Annotated in this window: 15 protein-coding genes; 14 read left to right on the forward strand and 1 reads right to left on the reverse strand. The window is 72.0% G+C overall.

Annotated elements, in window-relative coordinates; genetic code table 11:
* The first annotated feature begins 11 nt into the window (after positions 1–11).
* The 13 genes from ASF23_RS14575 (at position 12) to ASF23_RS14635 (ending at position 17,591) form a co-directional block, all read left to right on the forward strand.
* The gene (locus tag ASF23_RS14575) at positions 12–482 is read left to right on the forward strand and encodes a heme-binding protein (RefSeq protein WP_055955182.1); all 471 of its coding nucleotides are present in this window, start codon (positions 12–14) and stop codon (positions 480–482) included.
* Positions 483–618: 136 nt separating this feature from the next.
* Positions 619–2,784 (forward strand): ATP-dependent Clp protease ATP-binding subunit, encoded by a 2,166-nt coding sequence (locus tag ASF23_RS14580; RefSeq protein ID WP_082474196.1) that lies wholly within the window; start codon positions 619–621, stop codon positions 2,782–2,784.
* A gap of 42 nt (positions 2,785–2,826) precedes the next feature.
* Positions 2,827–3,999, forward strand: coding sequence for a hypothetical protein (locus tag ASF23_RS14585; RefSeq protein WP_055955185.1), 1,173 nt, complete (start codon positions 2,827–2,829; stop codon positions 3,997–3,999).
* Positions 3,996–6,080, forward strand: coding sequence for a GMC family oxidoreductase (locus ASF23_RS14590; protein WP_055955188.1), 2,085 nt, complete (start codon positions 3,996–3,998; stop codon positions 6,078–6,080). Before ASF23_RS14585 ends, ASF23_RS14590 begins: the two co-directional genes overlap by 4 nt.
* Positions 6,077–7,729 (forward strand): GMC family oxidoreductase N-terminal domain-containing protein, encoded by a 1,653-nt coding sequence (locus tag ASF23_RS14595; RefSeq protein WP_055955191.1) that lies wholly within the window; start codon positions 6,077–6,079, stop codon positions 7,727–7,729. The genes ASF23_RS14590 and ASF23_RS14595 overlap by 4 nt, the downstream gene beginning before the upstream one ends.
* Positions 7,726–8,775 (forward strand): alpha/beta hydrolase, encoded by a 1,050-nt coding sequence (locus ASF23_RS14600; protein ID WP_055955194.1) that lies wholly within the window; start codon positions 7,726–7,728, stop codon positions 8,773–8,775. Before ASF23_RS14595 ends, ASF23_RS14600 begins: the two co-directional genes overlap by 4 nt.
* Positions 8,766–9,479 (forward strand): hypothetical protein, encoded by a 714-nt coding sequence (locus ASF23_RS14605; RefSeq protein ID WP_055955197.1) that lies wholly within the window; start codon positions 8,766–8,768, stop codon positions 9,477–9,479. Before ASF23_RS14600 ends, ASF23_RS14605 begins: the two co-directional genes overlap by 10 nt.
* Positions 9,480–9,968: 489 nt before the next feature.
* Positions 9,969–11,297: a sugar ABC transporter substrate-binding protein gene (locus ASF23_RS14610; protein WP_055955200.1), complete on the forward strand. Its 1,329-nt coding sequence runs from the start codon at positions 9,969–9,971 to the stop codon at positions 11,295–11,297.
* A gap of 104 nt (positions 11,298–11,401) precedes the next feature.
* Positions 11,402–12,430, forward strand: coding sequence for a carbohydrate ABC transporter permease (locus tag ASF23_RS14615; RefSeq protein WP_082474197.1), 1,029 nt, complete (start codon positions 11,402–11,404; stop codon positions 12,428–12,430).
* Positions 12,427–13,362 carry a carbohydrate ABC transporter permease gene (locus ASF23_RS14620; protein WP_200919371.1) on the forward strand — a complete coding sequence of 312 codons (936 nt, stop codon included), beginning with the start codon at positions 12,427–12,429 and terminating at the stop codon, positions 13,360–13,362. Before ASF23_RS14615 ends, ASF23_RS14620 begins: the two co-directional genes overlap by 4 nt.
* A 238-nt stretch (positions 13,363–13,600) precedes the next feature.
* The gene (locus tag ASF23_RS14625; protein WP_055955203.1) at positions 13,601–14,389 is read left to right on the forward strand and encodes a DeoR/GlpR family DNA-binding transcription regulator; all 789 of its coding nucleotides are present in this window, start codon (positions 13,601–13,603) and stop codon (positions 14,387–14,389) included.
* A complete protein-coding gene (locus ASF23_RS14630; RefSeq protein WP_055955208.1) occupies positions 14,386–15,375 on the forward strand; it encodes a 1-phosphofructokinase family hexose kinase in 990 nt (329 codons plus the stop codon). Before ASF23_RS14625 ends, ASF23_RS14630 begins: the two co-directional genes overlap by 4 nt.
* A 56-nt stretch (positions 15,376–15,431) precedes the next feature.
* A complete protein-coding gene (locus ASF23_RS14635; RefSeq protein ID WP_055955210.1) occupies positions 15,432–17,591 on the forward strand; it encodes a PTS fructose transporter subunit IIABC in 2,160 nt (719 codons plus the stop codon).
* A gap of 96 nt (positions 17,592–17,687) precedes the next feature.
* On the opposite strand, the gene ASF23_RS14640 is transcribed toward ASF23_RS14635, so the two are convergent.
* Positions 17,688–19,391: a beta-N-acetylhexosaminidase gene (locus ASF23_RS14640; RefSeq protein ID WP_082474198.1), complete on the reverse strand. Its 1,704-nt coding sequence runs from the start codon at positions 19,389–19,391 to the stop codon at positions 17,688–17,690.
* 208 nt (positions 19,392–19,599) lie between these two features.
* Between ASF23_RS14640 and ASF23_RS14645 the strand changes: the two genes are divergently transcribed.
* Positions 19,600–20,739, forward strand: a complete 1,140-nt coding sequence (locus ASF23_RS14645; protein ID WP_055955213.1) for an ROK family transcriptional regulator — start codon at positions 19,600–19,602, stop codon at positions 20,737–20,739.
* The last annotated feature ends 9 nt before the right edge of the window (positions 20,740–20,748 follow it).

A 20,748-nucleotide genomic window follows, 5' to 3' on the forward strand; every position in this document is an offset into this window, starting at 1 on the left:
GGGGAGGAACCATGTCCGCCGCCGTCGCCACGCCCGAACTGCTCGCCGCCACCATCGCCGAGGAACGCTCCCTCGTGTTCCCGTCCTTCACCCACGCCGACGGTCGACGTCTCGGACAGCGCATCACCGACCTCGCCGAGGAGCGCGAGCACCCGGTCGCGATCGTGGTCCGGCGGGGCGACCAGGTGGTGTTCCACGCCGGACTCGCGGGCTCGAGCGCCGAGAACGACGACTGGGCCAGACGGAAGGCTGCGGCGGTCCGACGGCACGACCGCGCGAGCCTGGCGCTCCGCTTCGAGGACGACCTGGGCGGTGGCGGCGGGTTCGCATGGCTCGATCCCGTGGAGTTCGCCATCTCCGGCGGGTCGGTGCCGATCCGGCTCGCAGACGGTCTGCTCGTCGGGACCGCGACGGTGTCGGGGCTCCCGGACTCCGACGACCACGCCCTGGTCGTCGAGGCGATCCTGGCGCACCTGGCCTGACCGCGGGTCGCGTCGCGACCACCGACGGACGGGAGGCGCGGTGCGGGCCCGCACCGCCCCTCCAGGCTGTTGTGTGCGAACCGACCACCCGATAAACTTGAGGCCTTCCGACTCAACTCACGAAGGGCAGGACGGAATGGCGAACATGCAGGGCGCTCCCGGGTCGCAGGAGGACCAGAAGAGCGCCCTCGAGCAGTACGGCGTCGACCTCACCGCGATCGCCAGGAGCGGCAAGCTCGACCCGGTCATCGGCCGCGACTCCGAGATCCGGCGCATCTCGCAGGTGCTGACGCGCCGGACCAAGAACAACCCGGTGCTCATCGGTGAGCCGGGGGTCGGCAAGACCGCGGTGGTCGAGGGCCTCGCTCAGCGCATCGTCGCGGGCGACGTCGCCGATTCGCTCAAGGACAAGCGCCTCGTGTCGCTCGACATCTCCTCGCTCATCGCCGGGGCGAAGTACCGCGGCGAGTTCGAGGAGCGGTTGAAGGCCGTGCTCAAGGAGATCGACGACTCCGACGGCCAGGTCATCACCTTCATCGACGAGCTGCACACGCTCATGGGTGCCGGCGGTGGCGAGGGCTCCGTCGCGGCCGCGAACATGCTGAAGCCGATGCTCGCGCGCGGCGAACTCCGCCTCATCGGGGCGACGACGCTCGACGAGTACCGGGAGCACATCGAGAAGGACGCCGCACTGGAACGCCGGTTCCAGCAGGTGTACGTCGGTGAGCCGAGCGTCGAGGACTCCATCGCGATCCTCCGCGGGCTCAAGGAGCGGTACGAGGCGCACCACAAGGTGACCATCGCCGACTCCGCACTGGTCGCCGCCGCGTCGATGTCGAGTCGGTACATCTCCGGGCGGCAGCTCCCCGACAAGGCGATCGACCTCATCGACGAGGCTGCGTCGCGCCTCCGGATGGAGATCGACTCGAGTCCCGTCGAGATCGACGAGCTGAAGCGCACCGTCGACCGGCTCCGCATCGAGGAGCTCGCGCTCAAGAAGGAGAAGGACGACGCCTCGAAGGCCCGGCTGGAGACCCTGCGGTCCGAGCTCGTCGGTCGGCAGGAGCGGCTGGACGCCCTGAACGAGCGGTGGCAGGCCGAGCGGACCGCACTGAACCGGATCGGGGACCTCAAAGCGCGGCTCGACGAGCTGAAGATGCGGTCGGACCGGGCCGCGCGCGAGGGGGACTTCGAGACGGTCTCGCGGATCGAGTACGGACAGAAGCCGCAGATCGAGGCCGAACTGGCCGCGGCGGAGCGTGCGGAGTCCGGCGACCGCATGGTCAACGACAGCGTGACGGACGAGGACATCGCCGCGGTGATCGCCGCCTGGACCGGTATCCCGATGGGCCGGCTGCTCCAGGGCGAGACGGAGAAGCTCCTGCACCTGGAGTCCGAGCTCGGCCGTCGGATCATCGGCCAGCACGCGGCGGTCGGCGCGGTGTCCGAGGCCGTCCGGCGTTCGCGTGCCGGGATCTCCGAGCCGGAGCAGCCGACCGGGTCGTTCCTGTTCCTCGGGCCGACCGGCGTCGGCAAGACCGAGCTGGCCAAGGCGCTCGCCGAGTTCCTCTTCGACGACGACAGGGCGCTCGTCCGCATCGACATGAGCGAGTACGGCGAGAAGCACTCCGTCGCGCGGCTCGTCGGTGCTCCTCCCGGGTACATCGGCTACGAGCAGGGCGGTCAGCTGACCGAGGCCGTCCGCCGTCGCCCGTACTCGGTCGTGCTCATGGACGAGGTCGAGAAGGCCCACCCCGAGGTCTTCGACATCCTCCTGCAGGTCCTCGACGACGGTCGGCTCACCGACGGGCAGGGCCGGACGGTGGACTTCCGGAACACCATCCTCGTGCTGACGTCGAACCTCGGCTCCCAGTTCCTGACCGACCGGTCGCTGTCCGCCGAGGCGCGTCAGGGTGCCGTGCTGGACCTTGTCCGGCAGGCGTTCAAGCCCGAGTTCGTGAACCGCCTCGACGACATCGTGGTGTTCGACGCCCTGTCCGAGGACGACCTCGGCCAGATCGTCTCGCTCTACGTCGACCGGCTCGCCCGTCGGCTCTCGGATCGTCGGCTCGAGCTCGCGGTGACCCCGTCGGCGCGGGCGTGGCTCGCCGAGCGCGGCTACGACCCGGCGTACGGAGCCAGGCCGCTCCGTCGGCTCATGCAGCGGCAGATCGACGACAAGCTCGCGCGGGCACTGCTCGGCGGTGACGTCCGCGACGGCGACACGGTGCTCGTCGACGTCGCGACCGACGGCGACGAGCTGACCGTCGTCCGGGCGGATGCGGACGTGTTCACGGAGTAGCACTCCCAGGGCGTTTCGATATTCATATTCTAGATTAGGGATATGAACGATGTCTCACGTGAGGTCGCTGCGCCGAGCCCCGAACTCGACACGCCGGATCGGCATCGTCTCGCCGTCCTGACGATCGGGACGCTCGGGATCGCGGTCGGCGTGGTCCTCGTGATCAGCTCCGCGCTGCCCGTCATCCCGGCGTGGGGGCTGCCGACGGTGCTCCTGGTCCTCACCGTGGCGTTCCTGGTGCTCGGCCGTCGCGCCGCCGTCCGGGGGGCGTCGTTCGCGGCCAGGGCGTGGGCCGGATGGGCCGGGCTGACCGTCGCGTTCGCGGTGTTCGGCGGCGGCAACCTGCTCGGGTTCGGGGGCGCACTCACCGCGACGCTCCTCGTCGTCCTCGCCGCGAACGCCGCCATCGCGCTGTGGTTCCGGTCCGGGGTCCACTTCGCGGTCGTCCAGGCCCTCGGGTTCGGGTGGGGCGTGCTCGCCCACGTGTACGGCATCCCACCGTGGGCGTCGGTGGTGCTCGCCCTCGCCGGGCTCTGGTGGCTCGGTGCCGTCCGCGTCACCCGCTCGGTCGCGGTCGTGACCACGCTCACGATCCCGCTGTCCATCGCGCTCCTGCTGCACCCGCTGACCCACGTCGGAGCCGCCATCGACGGCGCCGACATCACGCTCGTCGCCGGGCTGACCGCGCTCGCCGTCCTGATCCCGGGCGTCGTCACGCGGAACACCGCACCCGCGGAGCTCTGGCCGATCGTCCGGCGGACCGCGCTCGTCGTGACGGTCGCACAGATCGCGGCGGGCGCCGTTCCGGCCGTCGGCGATCTCCTGACGCCGGACCATCCGTGGCCGGGGGTGTTCGCCGGCATCGCGACCGTGCTCGCCGCCGTGGCCGTCCGCGGGGCACGTCCCACTCGATCAGGTGCACTCTCCGTGCTCCTGGCCTGCGGTGGACTCGTGCTCGTCATCCTGGTGGACGTGCTCGCCGGGCAGCGCACGGCGTCGATCGTGTCGTGCGCGGTGCTCGCGGGGTTCCTCGTCCCGGTGCTCCTCCGGTCCAGGTCCACGCTCGCGCGTGCCGGCGCGTGGATCGGCGTCATCGCCCTCGCCGCCTTCGGTGTCCTCGTCACCGGGGCGCCGCTCCTGGTCGCAGCGATCGTGCTGCTCGCGGTGGGCGTCGTCGTCGTCGCGGCGAACGCCACCGGACGGAGCGCGTCATGAGCATCAGCAGGCGGAGCTTCATCACCGGGAGTGCCGCACTGACCGCGGCGATGGCGGCGGCAGCGGCGTTCGCGGTGTCCCGACCGGTGCCCGGCACCTACGGCGACGCCGGCCCCCGCCGCCCCGTGATCGACACCGACGCGCTCGACACCGCGACCGAGTACGACTACGTCGTCGTCGGTGCCGGGGCCGGCGGAGTGCCGATGGCGGTGCGCCTCGCCGAGGCCGGGCACAGCGTGCTCGTGCTCGACGCCGGCCCCGCGACGACGGATCCCGACGTCTACGAGGTCCCCGCGTTCCACCTGTTCGCGTCGAGCGACCCCGAGATGAGCTGGGACTTCTGGGTCCGGCACTACACCGACGACCGTCTGCACGGCAGCGCCTTCGTCCGGAAGCGCGACGGGGTCCTCTACCCCCGCGCATCGACGCTCGGGGGCTGCACGGCCCACCACGCACTGCTCATGCTCGCTCCGGAGAACGACGACTGGGACCGCCTGGGGCGGATCACGGGCGACCCGAGCTGGAACGCGCTGGTGATGGCCGAGTACCAGGCGAGGGTCCGCGAGTGGCTGCCGATCGAGACGAGTCCCGCCGCGATCCTCGCCGAGGACCCGACGCTCGCGCGGCTCGTCACGGCCGCACTCGTCGACGCCGGACAGCTCGCACCGCCGGCCTCCGCGATCGACCTGAACCGCGGGACGATCGCCGGTACCCTGCTCGACCCGAACGACCCCGCCGCGATCGAGGCCTACCGCCAGGGCGTGTCCCTGGTCCCGCAGTCCACCCGGGACGGCAAGCGGTACGGGGTCCGTGAGCGGCTCCTGGAAGCCGCACCGGGCCTCCAGGGCAGGCTCGCGATCCAGTCGGACGCGCTCGTCGAGCGCATCCGCTTCGACACCGGCGGCCCACGGCCGCGCGCGGTCGGACTGGAGGTCGTGGTCGCCCCCCACCAGTACGGCGCGAGCCCGGTACGGCGAACGCTGACAGCGGCGGCACGGGACGCCGCACGACGGACCGTCACCGCACGACACGAGGTCATCGTCTCCGGTGGGGCCTTCAACACGCCGCAGATCATGATGCTGTCCGGGGTCGGACCCGCCGCACACCTCCGCGCGCACGGTATCGACCTCGTGCACGACCTGCCGGGCGTCGGCGGCAACCTGCAGGACCGGTACGAGATGACCGTCGTCACCGAGTTCGACCGACCCTTCTCGGTCCTGGCCGGCAAGACGTACGGGGCGGAGGGGGACCCGGGGATGACCGAGTGGCGGTCGGGGGACCCCAACGCGCTGTACCGGTCGAACGGCCTGCTCGTCGGCATCAAGCAGACGGTGGCGGGCGGGAGCGAGCACCCCGAGCTGTTCCTGTTCGGTGCGCCGTCGAACTTCACCGGGTACCGCCCGGGGTTCGCGGCCGACGGCATCCGGGGCGGCGACCACTTCAACTGGGCTGTCCTCCGCGGCTACCAGAAGAGCATGGACGGCACGGTGCGCCTGCGGTCCGACGACCCGACCGAGCCACCGGCGATCAACTTCCGGTACTTCGACGACGGGCAGTCCTCCGCCGGGACCGCGCTCGACCTCCGGGCGATGCGCGACGGCATCGAGCGGGCGCGGAGCGTCAACGCCACCGCCCGGCGTCTGCGCTTCGGGGACGCGGCGACCGACCACGAGATCTACCCGGGCCCCGCGGTGACGTCCGCGGACGACATCGACGCGGTCATCCGTCGCGACGCCTGGGGCCACCACGCGAGCTGCACCATGCCGATGGGCGCCGACGGGGACCCGCGAGCCGTCCTCGACGCGCGGTTCCGGGTGCGCGGCATCGACGGACTCCGAGTCGTCGATGCGTCCGTGTTCCCGGAGATCCCGGCGCTGTTCCCGCTCATGACGATCTTCGCGATGTCCGAGCGGGCAGCCGCGACCATCCTCGACGACCGCGCGGGTGGCGGCGCTGGGGGCCGCACGGGCGGCCGCGCCGACGACCGCGACGTGGGTGCCCGCACCGCCCTGTCCGGCGACCTCGGCCACGACCACGACCTCGACCTCGACCACGACCTCCGGACGGACGGCACCCGATGACCGCGCACCCCCCAGCACCGCTCGCCACCGAGGACCTGCCGTCGGACGCCGCGGTCGTGGTCGTCGGCTCCGGGTTCGGCGCGTCGGTGACCGCGGCCCGCGTGGCCGGGCACGCCGGAGCGGGCGGCACCGTCGTGCTCGAGCGCGGGCGCGAGTGGGTCCCCGGCGACTTCCCGGAGTCGTTCGGCGAGGTCCGTTCCGCCATCCGGTCGAAGTCGAACCCGTTCGGGCTGTTCGACCTCGCTCTCGGCGCGGACGTCGACCGCCTGACCGCGAACGGTCTCGGCGGCGGGTCGCTCATCTACGCGAACGTCATGCTCGAGCCGCGCCCGGAGGTCTTCGACGAGCACTGGCCGACCGCGATCGACGGTGCCGTGATGGCGCCGTACTTCGATCGTGTCCGATCGGTCCTCCGCCCGGAGCGCGTCCCGGAGCCGTTCGTCGAGAAGGCCCGTCCGCTCATGGACCTCGCCGCGGTGCGGGGCACGAGCGCGGAACGTGTCCCGGTCGCGATCAAGCTCACACAGCGACCGGGCGCGGACGACGACCGACCGGTGTGCACCGGTTGCGGCAACTGCGTCACCGGCTGCAACGTCCGGGCGAAGACGACCATGTGGGAGTCCTACCTGCCGATGGCCGCCCGTGCCGGCGCGCGGATCGTGACGGGTGTCGAGGTCCAGCGCATCGAGCGGTGCGCCCTGCCCGGTCGTCGCTGGTCGGTCGTCGGTGTGCGGCGGGCCAGGGCGGCGTCGGGTCGTATCGTGCAGACGCCGTTCACGGTCACCACCGACACCGTGGTCCTCGGGGCCGGGTCGATCGGCTCGACGTCGATCCTGCTCCGGAGCGCGGCGGCCGGGCTCGGGCTCTCCCCGCGACTCGGCGAGCGGTTCTCGGGCAACGCGGACTCGCTCGGGGTGTCGTACAACACCGGCAGTCGGCGGTCCGGCACCGGCGCGAAGCACTCGCACATGCCCGAGGTCGTGGTGGGCCCCACCATCACCGCGATGCTCGACCAGCGGGACGGCGCCGGCGGGTACCTGCTCCAGGACGGTGCGCTGCCCTACGGTCTCGCGGAGGCGCTCCGACGCGTACTCGGACTCCGGTTCGCGCTCTCGAAGGACACCAAGGTGTGGTGCGACATCCGGCCGGGCGGGTGTCCGCCCGGGTGTGGTGCGATCGAGCACTCCCAGGTCTGGCTCGCGATGGGGACCGACTCGTCGGCCGGGCGGATCGTGCTCGACCGCAGGGACCATCCGCGGATCCTCTGGGCGGGGTCCGGGTCGCAGTCGGTGTATGCGCGGCAGCTCGACGACCTCCGGGCGCTGTCGAACGCCGAGGAGGCCACGTTCGTGGGCAACCCCCGACGGGCCCTCCTGCAGCGCGGTGTGCCGGCGGCCACCCCGATCACGGTGCACCCCCTCGGTGGAGCGGTGATGGCGGACGACGTCGACCGCGGCGTGTGCGACGCCGACGGCAGGGTGTTCGACCCCGCGGGCGGCGTGCACGACGGACTGCTCGTCGCGGACGGAGCACTCGTGGCGACCTCGACCGGATCGAACCCGGCGCTGACGATCGCTGCGCTCGCCGAGCGGATCGCCGAGCGGCTCGTGCTCCGCCTGGCCGCGGACGACACGGCGGCGGCACGATGAGGCGCCTCGTCGGTGCGCTCCTGGCCACCGCCGCGGCCGGCGCACTCGTCGCCGGGGTCCTGCCCGGGGTTGCGGATGTCGCGCGGACGGACGCCGTGCTCGCCGACACGGGCGAGGTCGCTCCGTCTCCGCTCCGACTCCGCGCCGTGTCGGACTCCCCGGTCGCAGGACTCCGGACCGGGTTCCTCGACGTGCCCGAGCTCGGCGCAGCACCGCACCGGGTCCGCGTGGGCGTCGTCGAGCCGGAGGGCGCGCCGCGGGTGGACGTCCTGTTCCTGCACGGCCACGCGGATCGCCTCGACAACCACGCCGCGCTCTTCGCCGCGCTCGCCGCCGACGGCGTCCGGGTGACGTCCTTCGACATGCCGTCGCACGGACTCACCGACGCGGGGGTCATCGACCGGTGGTCGTTCGGCGACCTCGCGGCACTCGCGGCCTCGGTGGAACGAGCCACCGCGGACGGCTCCGACCGCCCGTTCGTGCTCGCGGGGTGGTCGTTCGGCGGACTCCTCGCCACGCGGATCGTGCAGTCGCCGTCCGAGCGCGCCGCGTTCGGGCGTCCGATCAGCGCACTCGCGGTCGAGTCGCCCGCGATCGTCCCCCTGCCGTTCTCCGGGGGCGACGGTGTGTCGAAGCTCCGGGCGCTCACCCATGACCTGTCGGCACCGGTCGCGGGCCCACCGCAGCCGCCGTCGCCGCTCCAGGACCCGGTGTTCGCCGGGCGCCTGCTCGCGAACGGGCAGATCGCCGCGACGACACCGCTGCCCCGCGACGTCCCGACCCTCGTCGAGCTGGCCGATCCCACCGAGGACAGCTACGTCGACGTTGCCGGGGTCGACGCGTGGGCGACGGGCATCGCCCGCCGGGACGGCGCACCCGTGACGGTGCTCCGCTGCGTCGGCGCCCGGCACGCACTCGACCTCGAGTCGTGGCCGATCGGTCCCGAGGCGAGGACCGCGTTCGCGGCGTTCGTCGCGTCCGCGGCCAGCGGCACCGCCCACCTGCCGACGTCCGACGAACCAGCACGAGGAGCAACATGCCGTTGATCACCTTCCGCGAGCGGATGGTCGGGCCGGCGGACATCGCACCCGACACCGCCGTGACGCTCCCACCTCGCGGGCGGACCTGCGGTGACGGACTGTTCGCGGCCGCCGCAGCCGCCACCGCCGTCCGAACCGGACACGAGACCGGCGCACGAGCCGGCGCACGACCCGGCGCACGACCCGTCGCTCGACCCGGGCGCGCGGCCCTGCCGCCGGAGGGGGAGCTGGACCTCCGGGACCTCGACGTCCGCGTCGACGGGATCGACCCCGGACGCGACGGCTTCCGCGGCGCGGTCGAGCGCGGCACGGTCCACGGGGCGGTGACGGGAACGGTCGTCGCCGGGTTCGTGGACCTGCTGACGGAGGCCGACCACGGCCGACGGATGTACTACCGACTGCTCGTCCGCCCCGTCGTGGAGCCAGGATGGCTCGTCGTCGAGGGTGTCAAGGAACTCCGCTCCGGCGCGTTCGGTGCCTGGCACGAGACGACCACGCTCGCGACACGCGTCGTGCGGCTCACCCCGGACGACGCCCTGCGCGTGGACGTTGCGGCGGACCGCGGTCGGGTCCTCGTGGGGTCGTTCACGGACGCGCGGGTCGTGCTCGTGGGGACGCTCCGAGTCCGCGGGCTCGTCCGACAGGCGTCCTCGATGCGCGGGTCGCGCCTCCGGTTCCTCGGCGGGTTCGTCCGTCGCGTCGTGCGCTGACGGGCCGCTCGTCCGCGCCGCGTCCCGCGGCCACCTGACGGACGGGAGGCGCGGCGCGGTCCCGACCCGTCCCTCCTGTCCGGCCACCTGACGGACAGGAGGCGCGGCGCGGTCCCGACCCGTCCCTCCCGGCCGGCCACCTGACGGACGGGAGGCGCGGCGCGGCCCCGTCCCGTCCCTCCCGTCCGGTCCCTCCTGCCCACCCGGTGGTCCGGCGGCGCGCGCCGAGGGTGCCAGAACCGCGCTGCCCCGTCAAGCCATTCCGCACGAATCGTTCGGAATCCGTGACACCCCGGAAACACAAGGATCGACGCGGTTCGACGCGGTTCGAGAAAGTCGCTGCAGGTGATTGACAAACCGCGCGCGGAGTCGTTCACTTGCCATTACGTAAGTTCCTTTCGTAAAGCAGTTGACAGCACTACCTGCAGCACCACACCGCAGCACGGTCCGCCCCGACGACGACGTCGGGGCCACACACAGGGAGCCACTTTGCAACGCACACGACTCGCCGCCCTCGGTGCACTCGGCCTCGCCGCGGCACTCACGCTCGCCGGCTGCTCCGCCGGCGGCTCGTCCTCCGGCAGCGGGGGAGACTCCGGTTCGATCGGGACACCGGACGGCAAGGGCAAGACCATCACCGTCTGGATCATGAACGGCGATCTCAGCCCCGCGATCCTCAAGGTCGCCGAGAAGCAGTTCACGAAGGACACCGGCGCGAAGGTCAAGCTCCAGACCCAGCAGTGGGACGGCATCACCACGAAGCTCACCACGGCGCTCGCGCAGTCCGACGCCCCGGACGTGGTCGACCTCGGCAACACCCAGGTGCCGGTCTACGCGGCCACCGGTGGGCTCAAGGACCTGACGCCGTACAAGTCCGAGCTCGCCGACGGACAGACCTGGTTGAAGGGCCTCGAGGGCCCGGCCACGGTGGACGGCAAGCTCTACGGCGCGCCGCTCTTCGCCGGCAACCGCTCGGTGATCTACAACAAGAAGATCTGGGCGGACGCCGGTGTCACCGCGGCGCCGACCACCTACGCCGAGTTCACGGCCGACCTCGACAAGGTCAAGGCCGCGAACACCGCCACGGACTTCTCGGCGTTCTACATGCCGGGGCAGTACTGGTACGGCGGGCTGCAGTGGGTGTGGGACGCCGGCGGACAGATCGCCACCGAGAAGGGTGGCAAGTGGACGGGCACGCTCGACTCGGCTGACGCCGTCAAGGGCCTCACCGCCTGGAAGGACTTCCAGAACACCTACTCGGTGTCGTCGACCCAGGACATCAACACCGACAAGCCCGCGGAGTCCGACGTGTTCGCACAGGGCCAGACGTCCGCGATCCTCGGCTCGTCGTGGGAGATCGGGTCCATCGAGACCGCGAAGCCCGAGCTCAAGGACCAGCTCGGCACGTTCGCGTTGCCGTCGACGACCTCGGGGAAGACGCAGCCGGTGTTTCTCGGCGGTTCCGACCTCGGCATCCCCGCGAAGAGCGCCAACCCGGACCTCGCGCTCTACTACATGAAGATCCTCACCTCGAAGAAGTTCCAGGAGAACCAGGTCTTCGGGGTCGACGGCTGGGAGCCGAACTCCACGCAGCTCATCGACGCGGTGTCGAGCAAGGTGTCGGAGCTGCAGAAGCCGTACTTCGAGGCCGCCAAGACGAGCGAGCCGACCCCGGCCACGCCCGGCTGGGCGACGATCGAGGGCGATGCATCGTTCCAGTCGATGTTCGCGGACATCGCCACCGGCCGGAAGAGCCCGCAGGACGCGGCGGAGAGCTTCTCGAAGCACCTCACGACCGCGTTGAACGCCACGCAGTGACACCGGGTGCGGCGGGGCGGACCAAGTCCGTCCCCGCCGCACGCGTCCGCCCGCCGCACGCCTCCGCCCACCCACGTCGCGACCGAACCGGAGCATCACCGCCGATGACCACCACTGCTCAGGACGCCACGCCGGGCGTCCCGCCCGCCGCTGGACCGATCGGGACGGGAGGGACGCTGCAGTCGACCGCGCAGCCACCGGCCCCACGGCCGGGTCGCGTCCGCACCGCGGGCCGACGACTCGGACGGTCGAAGGCGCCCCTCGTCCTCCTGGCCCCCGCCGCGATCATCCTGCTCGTCCTGGTGATCTACCCGCTCATCCGCCTGGTCGTCATCTCGTTCCAGGACTACGGTCTCCGCGCGCTCTTCACCGGGCACGCCGGGTTCGCCGGGTTCGCGAACTACACGAACGTCCTCACCGACGCGAGCTTCTGGCCGGTCCTCGTCCGCACCGCCGTGGTCACCGCGGCGATGGTCGTCGGCACCCTGGCCATCGGCATGGCGGTCTCGCAGCTCCTCACCCGGCTCGGCGGACCGATGCGGACGATCGTCAGCATCGTCCTCGTGCTCGCGTGGGCGATGCCCAACGTGGCGTCGAGCCTCGTCTGGCAGTGGCTGTTCCAGCCGTTCTACGGGGTGCTCAACTGGATGATCACGCAGCTCCGGGTCTTCGGCGACCACACGCAGGACAACTGGGCGTCCCACCCCGCACAGGCGTACACGATCGTGCTCTCGCTCGTCATCTGGCAGGCGGTGCCGTTCGTCGCGCTGACGCTGTACGCCGCACAGTCGCAGATCGACCCCGCCTACTACGAGGCCGGGGCGCTCGACGGGGCGTCGGCGTGGACGATGTACCGGTCGATCACCCTCCCGGCGCTGTCCCCGACACTGCTCCTCGTCTCGATCCTCTCCGTGATCTGGGACTTCAACGTGTTCAACCAGATCTGGCTGCTCACCCACGGCGGGCCCGAGGAGGCGACGACGACCCTCGGTATCTGGACGTTCGTCCGGTCCTTCGTCAGCCAGTCCTACGGGCAGGGCGCCGCGATCGCGATCATCTCGACCGTGATCCTCGGCGCGCTGACCAGCTACTACATCCGCCGCCTGATCCGTTCCGGAGAGGAAGACCTGTGACCGCGACCACCGACGTGACCGCCGCCCGCGGGGCGGGCGCCAGCCGTGCCTCCAGTCCGGACGACGCCGTGGCGGACCCGACGGCGGGGACGCGCGTCCGTGCACGCCGGAAGCGGCCGCGGCGGACCGTCGCGACGGTCCTGGCCATCGTCTTCTGCGCGATCTGGGTGTTCCCGATCTACTGGATGGTCGTCACCGCCTTCAAGCCGAAGGACGAGGTGACGACGCTCACCCCGATCTGGTTCCCGCTGCACCCGACGGTCCAGAACTTCGTCCGCGCGGTCACCCAGGAGCACTTCCTGCTCTACCTGCGGAACTCCGCGATCGTCGTGGTGGCTGCGGTGCTGCTGTCGATCGTCGTCGGGTTCCTGGCGTCGGCGGCCCTGTCGCGGTTCCGGTTCCGGGGGCGCCGCGCGATCCTCGTGGCGATCCTGTTCGTGCAGATGATCCCGTCGGGTGCGCTGCTCATCCCGCTGTTCCTGTCGTTCCAGTCACTGAACCTGCTGAACAGCTACGTCGGGTTGATCCTGGCGTACGTGGCGAGCGTGCTGCCGTTCTCGATCTGGGTGATGCGCGGGTTCTTCGTCGCGGTGCCCGTCGAGATCGAGGAGGCCGCGAAGACCGATGGCGCGGGGACCTTCCGCATCCTCTGGAGCGTGCTGTTCCCGCTCGTGATGCCGGGTGTCATCGCGACGAGCGTGTTCGCGTTCATCGCCGCGTGGAACGACTACCTGACGGCGTACGTCATGCTGAAGGACCAGTCGATGTACACGCTGCCGGTCTGGCTCGCGACCTTCTCGACGAACAAGGGGACCGACTACGGGGCGCTCATGGCGGCGTCGGTGCTGTTCTCGCTGCCGGTCGTGGTGTTCTTCCTGATCGTGCAGCGGCGGCTCGTGGCCGGGATGACCGCGGGGGCCGTCAAGGGATAGGTCACATGCGTTGAGAGGTGCCCAACTGTCGGGTCGGTGTGACCAGCCGACAGTTGGGCACTTCTCGTTCCAGGACCCCAGGACCCCGGGACCCCCGGACCTCCGGACCTCCGAGCTCCAGCGTGTCGAGTTCTTCGTTTGCGTTGGAAAGTCCTTGCGCTTCTGTGGGAAGTCGGCTTATAGTCCTTCGAACACAGATGGTCGCAGAACTGCGACCACGCGACGAAGGGGTCGGCACATGTACGCGACGGAACGCCAGGACGCCATCGCCGATGCGCTGCTCGCCTCCGGCCGGGTGTCGGTCGCCGACCTCGCCACGAGCCTCGACGTCACGACCGAGACGGTCCGGCGCGACCTCGACGCCCTCGAGGCGGCCGGGCTCCTCCGACGGGTGCACGGTGGCGCCGTCCCCGCGGCGCGTGCGAGCGTCGCCGAGCTCAGCGTCGCCGAGCGCGAGGGGCAGCACGGCGCCGCGAAGACCGCGATCGCGCGGGCGACGATGCGCCTCCTCCCGCCGACCTTCACCGGGTCGGTCTCGCTCGACGCCGGAACCACGTGCGCCGCGGTCGCCGCGGAGATCGCGGCGTGGGAGCCCGCGGCCCCCGGACAGACCATGACGGTGATCACGAACTCGGTGCCGATCGCCGCGGTCCTCCAGCACAGCCCGCACCTCGAGCTGCACCTGCTCGGCGGCCGGGTCCGCGGCCTGACGAGCGCGGCGGTCGGCACGGCCACCGTCGAGCAGATCGCCGCGCTCCGCCCGGACATCGCCATCGTCGGCACGAACGGCCTGTCCGCGGGCTTCGGGCTGAGCACGCCGGACGAGTACGAGGCAGCGGTCAAGGGTGCCTACGTGGTCGCGGCCCGTCGCGCGGTCGTGGTGGTCGACCAGGCGAAGCACGGTGTCGAGGCCCTCATGCGGTTCGCGACCTTCGCCGAGGTCGACACGATCGTGACCGACGCCGCACCCCCGGCCGACCTCGCCGAGGCACTGTCCGAGGCCGACGTCGAGGTGGTCGTCGCATGAGCGGCAACCGCATCGTCACCGTCACGCCGAACCCGTCCCTCGACCGCACCGTGGAGCTCGGCGGGGAACTCCAGCGCGGCGCGGTCCAGCGGGCGAGCCGGTCGTCCGCCGAGCCGGGCGGCAAGGGCGTGAACGTGTCCCGAGCGGTCCGGGCATCCGGCGGCGACACCCTCGCGGTGCTCCCGGGCGACCCGACCGATCCTGTCCTCGTCGCGCTCGACGGACTCGGCATCCCGACCATCGCGCTCCCGATCGGAGCACCGCTCCGCTCGAACGTGGCGATCACCGAGCCGACCGGCACCACCACCAAGATCAACGAGCCCGGCCCGTCGCTCGCCCGGCACGCGGACGCCCTGACGGACCTCGTCGTGTCGAGCTCGGTCGGCGCCCGGTGGCTCGTCCTCGCGGGTTCGCTGCCGCCGGGTCTCCCGGACGACACCCTCGCGCGGATGGTGGGCGCCGTCCGTGCCGCCGCCGACCGGTCCGGCGTGGCGGCCCCGCGCGTCGCCGTCGACTCCTCCGGCGTGCCGTTCACCGCCCTGCTGTCGTCCGGCGTGCACGTCGACCTCCTGAAGCCGAACGCCGAGGAGCTCGCCGAGGTCGTCGGCGGCGATCCCGACGCCTACGAGGCCGACCCGTCTCTCGCTGCAACCGCTGCCGGGCGGCTGCTCGACCGCGGGGTGGGTGCCGTCCTCCTCACACTCGGCAGCGCCGGTGCCGTCCTCGTGACCGCGGCGGGCAGCTGGTCAGCCGCGGCTCCGAGGATCACCGCCCGCTCGACGGTCGGCGCGGGGGACTCCGCACTGGCGGGGTACCTGCTCGCCGAGACGACCGGAGCCGGCCCCGAACGCTGCCTCGCGCAGGCCGTCGCCTCGGGTGCGGCGGCCGCGTCCCTGCCGGGCAGCCTCGTCCCGTCCCTCGACCAGACCCGTCCCGTCGACGTCTCCGTCGTCGTGCTCGCCCCCGTAACCCCCGTCACCCACTGACCTGCACCACCAGCTCGTCCATCGCGCGGTCGCGCACTTGCAAAGGAGCAACCACCATGGCACCACAGGCATCCGGCCTCATCGGCCCCGATCTCGTCGGGCTCGACGAGGACCTCGGCGGTACCTCGGCCGACGTCATCCGCGTCCTCGCCGGGCGCGTCGCCGCCTCCGGCCGGGCCGGGTCCGCCGACGCGCTCGCCGAGGACGCGATCAAGCGCGAGGCCTCGGTCGGCACGGGCGTCCCCGGCGGCATCGCGATCCCGCACGCCAGGTCGTCGTCGGTGACGTCGCCGACGCTCGCGATGTCCCGCCTCGCACGGACGGTCCCGTTCGGCGCCCCCGACGGCGACGCCGACATCGTCTTCATGATCGCGGTGCCCGAGGGCGCGGACAAGGACCACCTCACGGTGCTCTCCACGCTCGCCCGGGCACTCATCCGCGAGGACTTCACCGCCGCGCTCCGCGCAGCCACCACACGCGAGGAGATCGTCGACCTCGTGGACCGCGAGGTGAGCGGCGAGGTCGCGTCCGCAGGTGTGGGCACGTCCGCCGGTGCGGGCGCGTCCGCAACATCGGCGTCGGCGAGCGGCCGGGAGGCACGGGGCGGCGCGGCGACGTCGGCCGCGGCCCCCGGATCGGCCGGGTCCGGCACCGCACGGCCGCGGCTCATCGTCGGCGTGACCGCGTGCCCGACCGGCATCGCCCACACCTACATGGCGGCGGACGCCCTCGTCGCCGCCGGCAAGCGCGCCGGTGCCGAGGTGCACATCGAGACCCAGGGGTCCTCGTCCGTGACGCCGCTCGACCCGGCACTCATCGCCGCGGCCGACGCCGTGGTGTTCGCGGTCGACGTCGACGTCCGCGACCAGGGCCGGTTCGCCGGCAAGCCCGTCGTCCGCGGTCCGGTGAAACGCGGTGTGGACGAGCCCGACCGGATGATCGCCGAGGCGCTCGCCGCCGTGGACGACCCGCGCGCCCAGCGCGTCGCGGGTGCTGGTTCGGTGGCGTCCGGCCCGGTGATGAACGCCGGCAAGCAGCATCTCGGCCAGGCCCTCAAGCGCTGGCTGCTGACCGGTGTGTCGTACATGATCCCGTTCGTCGCGGGCGGCGGACTCCTCATCGCCCTCGGCTTCCTGCTCGCGGGCTACGGCGTCGCACTCACGGCGAAGGGCCACACGGTCAACAACGCCGTCTACACGCTGCAGAACTACACCCTGCTGCACCTGCCGCCGGAGGGCCTCGGGTACTACCTCGGCTCCGCGGCGTTCCAGATCGGCGGGCTGTCGCTCGGCTTCCTCGTGGCAGCGCTCGCCGGGTACATCGCCTACGCGATCGCGGACCGGCCGGGCATCGCGCCCGGGTTCGTGGCCGGTGCGATCGCGGTGTTCATGAACGCCGGGTTCCTCGGCGGTCTCGTCGGTGGGCTGCTCGCCGGTGCCGCCGCGTACTGGCTCGGACGCATCCCCGTCTGGCGCTGGCTCCGTGGCCTGATGCCCGTCGTGATCATCCCGCTGCTCGGCTCGATCGTCGCGTCGGGGCTGCTCCTCCTCGTGCTCGGCGGCCCGATCGCGTGGCTCATGACCGAGCTCTCGCAGTTCCTCAACTCGCTGACCGGCGCCTCCGCGGTGCTCCTCGGTGTCATCCTCGGCCTGATGATGGCGTTCGACCTCGGCGGTCCGGTGAACAAGGTGGCCTACGCGTTCGCCGTCGCCGGACTCTCCGCCGGCTCGGTCGCGAACCCCGCCCCGCTCGAGATCATGGCCGCCGTGATGGCAGCCGGCATGGTCCCGCCCCTCGCGCTCGCGCTGGCGTCGACGATCCTCTACCGGAAGGGGTTCACGGTCGCCGAGCGGGAGAACGGCAAGGCGGCGTGGCTCCTCGGGGCGTCGTTCATCTCCGAGGGTGCGATCCCCTTCGCCGCGGCGGACCCGCTCCGCGTCATCCCGTCGTCGATGGTGGGTGCCGCGGTCACCGGTGCGATCTGCATGGGGACCGGCGTCACGTCACGCGCACCCCACGGCGGCATCTTCGTGTTCTTCGCGATCGGGAACATCTGGATGTTCATCCTGGCGATCGTCGTCGGGATGGTCGTCTCGGCGCTCGTGCTCGTCGTCCTCAAGCGGTTCGTCCGTCGTCGGACCCCGCTCGCCCTCGAGGACGCGCAGGCCGCCGACGCGGCCGCGGTGATCGACCAGCGTCAGCCGGTCGCCGTGTAGCGCGACCACGAGACGGACGGGAGGCACGGTGCCGGCTGGCACCGTGCCTCCCGTCCGTGGTCCGCGCGTCGCGCACGTGCGTCGGCCGCGCGCCCGTCAGTCGGCGATGTTCGCGGTGATCGCGGCGATGAACGCGGCCCGGTCCTCGCGGCTCGACGGCCGCCCGGGGACACCGGGCCGCTGCTCCCACGGGAACGGACCGGACTCGTGCCGGTACTCGATGCCCATCGCCTCGAGCCGCGCGAGGTGCTCCCCGAGCCGGCCCTCGAACTCCGCGAGGTCCCGGGGCCCGGCGACGTCCGCCGACCAGAGCGCCTCGGCCAGCGCGACGAGCCGCGGGAAGAGCATGTAGTCGAGCCGACGGGCGGTGTCGACGTGTTCCGTCCACATGTTCGCCTGGCCGCCGATGACGTGCGCGGCCTCGGCCTCGTCGAGTTCCGCGGGGACCGGGTCGAACGCGTGCACGTCCGCGGTCGTCAGGGTGATCGCGACCGGGATCGGCTCGCTCGCCAGGTCGGACTGGCGGTAGTCGAAGTAGGCCTGGTCGTCGGGTACCGAGATGACGTCGTACCCGCGCCTGGCGGCAGTGATCGCGCCCTGCATCCCCCGCCACGACAGGATCGTGGCGGACCGCGAGAGCGTCCCGCCCTCGAGGATCTCGTCCCAGCCGAAGATCCGGCGTCCCGCCCGCTCGACGTGCTCGCCGAGCCGGCCGACGAACCACGCCTGGAGCTGTTCCTCGTCGTCGAGGCCGAGCTCCCGGATCCGCTCCTGCGTCCGCGCGTCGCCGACCCACTGGTCCTTCGGGCACTCGTCCCCGCCGATCCCGATGTACTCGGACGGGAAGAGCGCCATCACCTCGTCGAGGACGTCCTGGAAGAACCTGACCGTCGAGTCCTCGGTGTTCAGGATGTCCTTCGCGATGCCCCACTCCGTCCACACGCCGAGCTCGCGATCCGGGTGCACCCCGAGCTCCGGGTAGGCCGCGAGTGCCGCTCGGACGTGTCCGGGCGTCTCGATCTCCGGGACGACCGTGACGAACCGCTCGGCGGCGTAGGCGACGATCTCGCGGATGTCGTCCTGTGTGTAGTACCCGCCGTGCGGCCGGCCGTCGAACGCCGCCGGGGTGAGCTCGCCGTCCGCCCCGGGGACGTGCGCGCCGACCTGCGACTCGGTGCGCCAGGCGCCGACGTCGGTGAGCCTCGGGTACTTCCGGATCTCGATGCGCCAGCCCTGGTCCTCGGTGAGGTGGAAGTGGAACCGGTTGATCCGGTGCGCGGCGATCTGGTCGATCACGCGGAGCACCTCGTGCTTGGTGCGGAACGTCCTGGCGACGTCGAGCATGAACCCGCGCCACGCGAACGCCGGGGCGTCCTCGACGGTCACGGCAGCGACGGTCCACGGCTCGTCGGCGCCGTCCGGGGTGATCCTGGCGGCACGGTACACGTCCGCCGGCAGGAGCTGGAGGAACGCCTGCGCGCCGTAGAACACCCCGGCCGGCCCGCCGCCGACGATCTCCACGCGGTCGGCCGTGACGGTGAGGCGGAACGACTCCGAACGGTCATCGGCGGGACCCGCCTGGAGGCCCTGCGCCTCGGTGTCGTCCGCGAGGCGGAGCACGATCCCGGCGTCGGCGACCGATGCCGTGCCGAACAGCGGCAGCCCGGTCGACGGGCGGAGGACGCCCTGCAGGTACTGCGCCGTCGATTCGACCTCGGGTGTGGCGGTGATCCGCGTGCTGCGGTCGAGGGCGAACGCGCCGACACCCGGCGTCTGCACACGGGGGCGGGGGATGAGCATGAGGGCCTTTCGAACGGGATCGCAGCGGGGTGGAGCGGTATTCCTCAATGATCTTTCGTAATATCGAGGTTATGGTCACCTCACGGCACTGTCAATCGCGTGACGCGCCGTCTGCTGCACGGTACGCGGAAGGTCTGCGCGGGACGCTGGTGGCCTGCGGCCGGCCGGGACGCGCGGGCGAGGAACGCGGCGAGACGAGGACACGGGAATGCGAGTCGATCTGCTGACGACGGAGGTGCCGGCGGGCAGTTCGCCCGCGACCCTCCGCCTGCTCAACTCCCGCGCGATCCTCGGGGCGCTCTACCGCGACGAGGGCTCGCACACCGTGACGGAGCTCGGCCGCGTGGTCGGCCTGTCCCGCCCGACGATCGAGGCCGCGCTCGCCGACCTCGTGGCGGAGGGGTGGGTCGCCGAGGTCGACGCCATCGCGACGCCGAACAAGGCCGGGAGGCGCGCCAAGCGGTTCCGCGCCGAGGCGAGCGCCGGGTACGTGATCGGCGTCGACCTCGGCCTGCACGCCATCGTCGGCATGGTGTCCGACCTCCGCGGCGAGCCGCTGATGACCATCGAGGAGACGTACCCGACGCTCGCGTCCGCCGACGAGGCCTGGCGGAGCGTGCAGGAGGTCGTCGAGCGGCTCACGGCGCACATCGACGCGTCGAAGCTCCTGTCCGCGACCTTCGGGGTCCCGGCCGTGGTGGACCGCCAGGGCCGGATCGACTACACCATCGCCGTTCCGGACTGGGTGTCGGCGCGGATCCCGGGGCGCATCGGCGACCTGTTCCCGACGGCGCGGACGTTCTTCGACAACGACGCCAAGCTCGCCGCGACCGCCGAGGCCATGTGGGGGCGGTTCGTCGGCGTCGAGGACGCGCTGTACCTCGTGATGGGCCGCCAGATCGGCGCCGCGATCATCGTCAACGGCACGCTCGCGCGCGGGGTCCGCGGCGCGGCGGGCGAGGTCGGTGGACTCGCGTCCACGGGGTGGCCGGGTGCTCCCGCCAGACTGGAGGCACGGATCCCGTCCGGCACGGACCTCGAGTCCTGCATGGCGGCGGCCGGGCGCGGGGAACCGGAGGCCGTCGCGGTCGTGCGGGCGCTCGCCGAGGACGTCGCGACGGGGGTCGCGCAGCTCGTTGCGGCGGTCGACCCGGAACTCGTCGTCGTCGGGGGCGAGGTGCTGCCGGCCGCCGGGGTGTTCGCCGAGGCCCTCGCCGACGCGGTGTCCGCCCAGCTCGGGGCGTCGGTGCGCATCGAGCCGACGAGCGCTGGGCGCGACGCCGTGGCCAGGGGAGCCCTGGCGCACTCGCTCGCACACGTGCGGAGCGTGCACATGCGGATGGTCTGACGCGGACCG

It is taken from the genome of Curtobacterium sp. Leaf261 (genome assembly GCF_001422205.1).
Taxonomy (GTDB): Bacteria; Actinomycetota; Actinomycetes; order Actinomycetales; family Microbacteriaceae; genus Curtobacterium.

Coding starts and splice junctions, on each gene's coding strand:
- ASF23_RS14575 (WP_055955182.1), top strand. CDS start 12: ATGTCCGCCGCCGTCGCCACGCCCGAACTGCTCGCCGCCACCATCGCC.
- ASF23_RS14580 (WP_082474196.1), top strand. CDS start 619: ATGGCGAACATGCAGGGCGCTCCCGGGTCGCAGGAGGACCAGAAGAGC.
- ASF23_RS14585 (WP_055955185.1), top strand. CDS start 2,827: ATGAACGATGTCTCACGTGAGGTCGCTGCGCCGAGCCCCGAACTCGAC.
- ASF23_RS14590 (WP_055955188.1), top strand. CDS start 3,996: ATGAGCATCAGCAGGCGGAGCTTCATCACCGGGAGTGCCGCACTGACC.
- ASF23_RS14595 (WP_055955191.1), top strand. CDS start 6,077: ATGACCGCGCACCCCCCAGCACCGCTCGCCACCGAGGACCTGCCGTCG.
- ASF23_RS14600 (WP_055955194.1), top strand. CDS start 7,726: ATGAGGCGCCTCGTCGGTGCGCTCCTGGCCACCGCCGCGGCCGGCGCA.
- ASF23_RS14605 (WP_055955197.1), top strand. CDS start 8,766: ATGCCGTTGATCACCTTCCGCGAGCGGATGGTCGGGCCGGCGGACATC.
- ASF23_RS14615 (WP_082474197.1), top strand. CDS start 11,402: ATGACCACCACTGCTCAGGACGCCACGCCGGGCGTCCCGCCCGCCGCT.
- ASF23_RS14625 (WP_055955203.1), top strand. CDS start 13,601: ATGTACGCGACGGAACGCCAGGACGCCATCGCCGATGCGCTGCTCGCC.
- ASF23_RS14630 (WP_055955208.1), top strand. CDS start 14,386: ATGAGCGGCAACCGCATCGTCACCGTCACGCCGAACCCGTCCCTCGAC.
- ASF23_RS14635 (WP_055955210.1), top strand. CDS start 15,432: ATGGCACCACAGGCATCCGGCCTCATCGGCCCCGATCTCGTCGGGCTC.
- ASF23_RS14640 (WP_082474198.1), bottom strand. CDS start 19,391: ATGCTCATCCCCCGCCCCCGTGTGCAGACGCCGGGTGTCGGCGCGTTC.
- ASF23_RS14645 (WP_055955213.1), top strand. CDS start 19,600: ATGCGAGTCGATCTGCTGACGACGGAGGTGCCGGCGGGCAGTTCGCCC.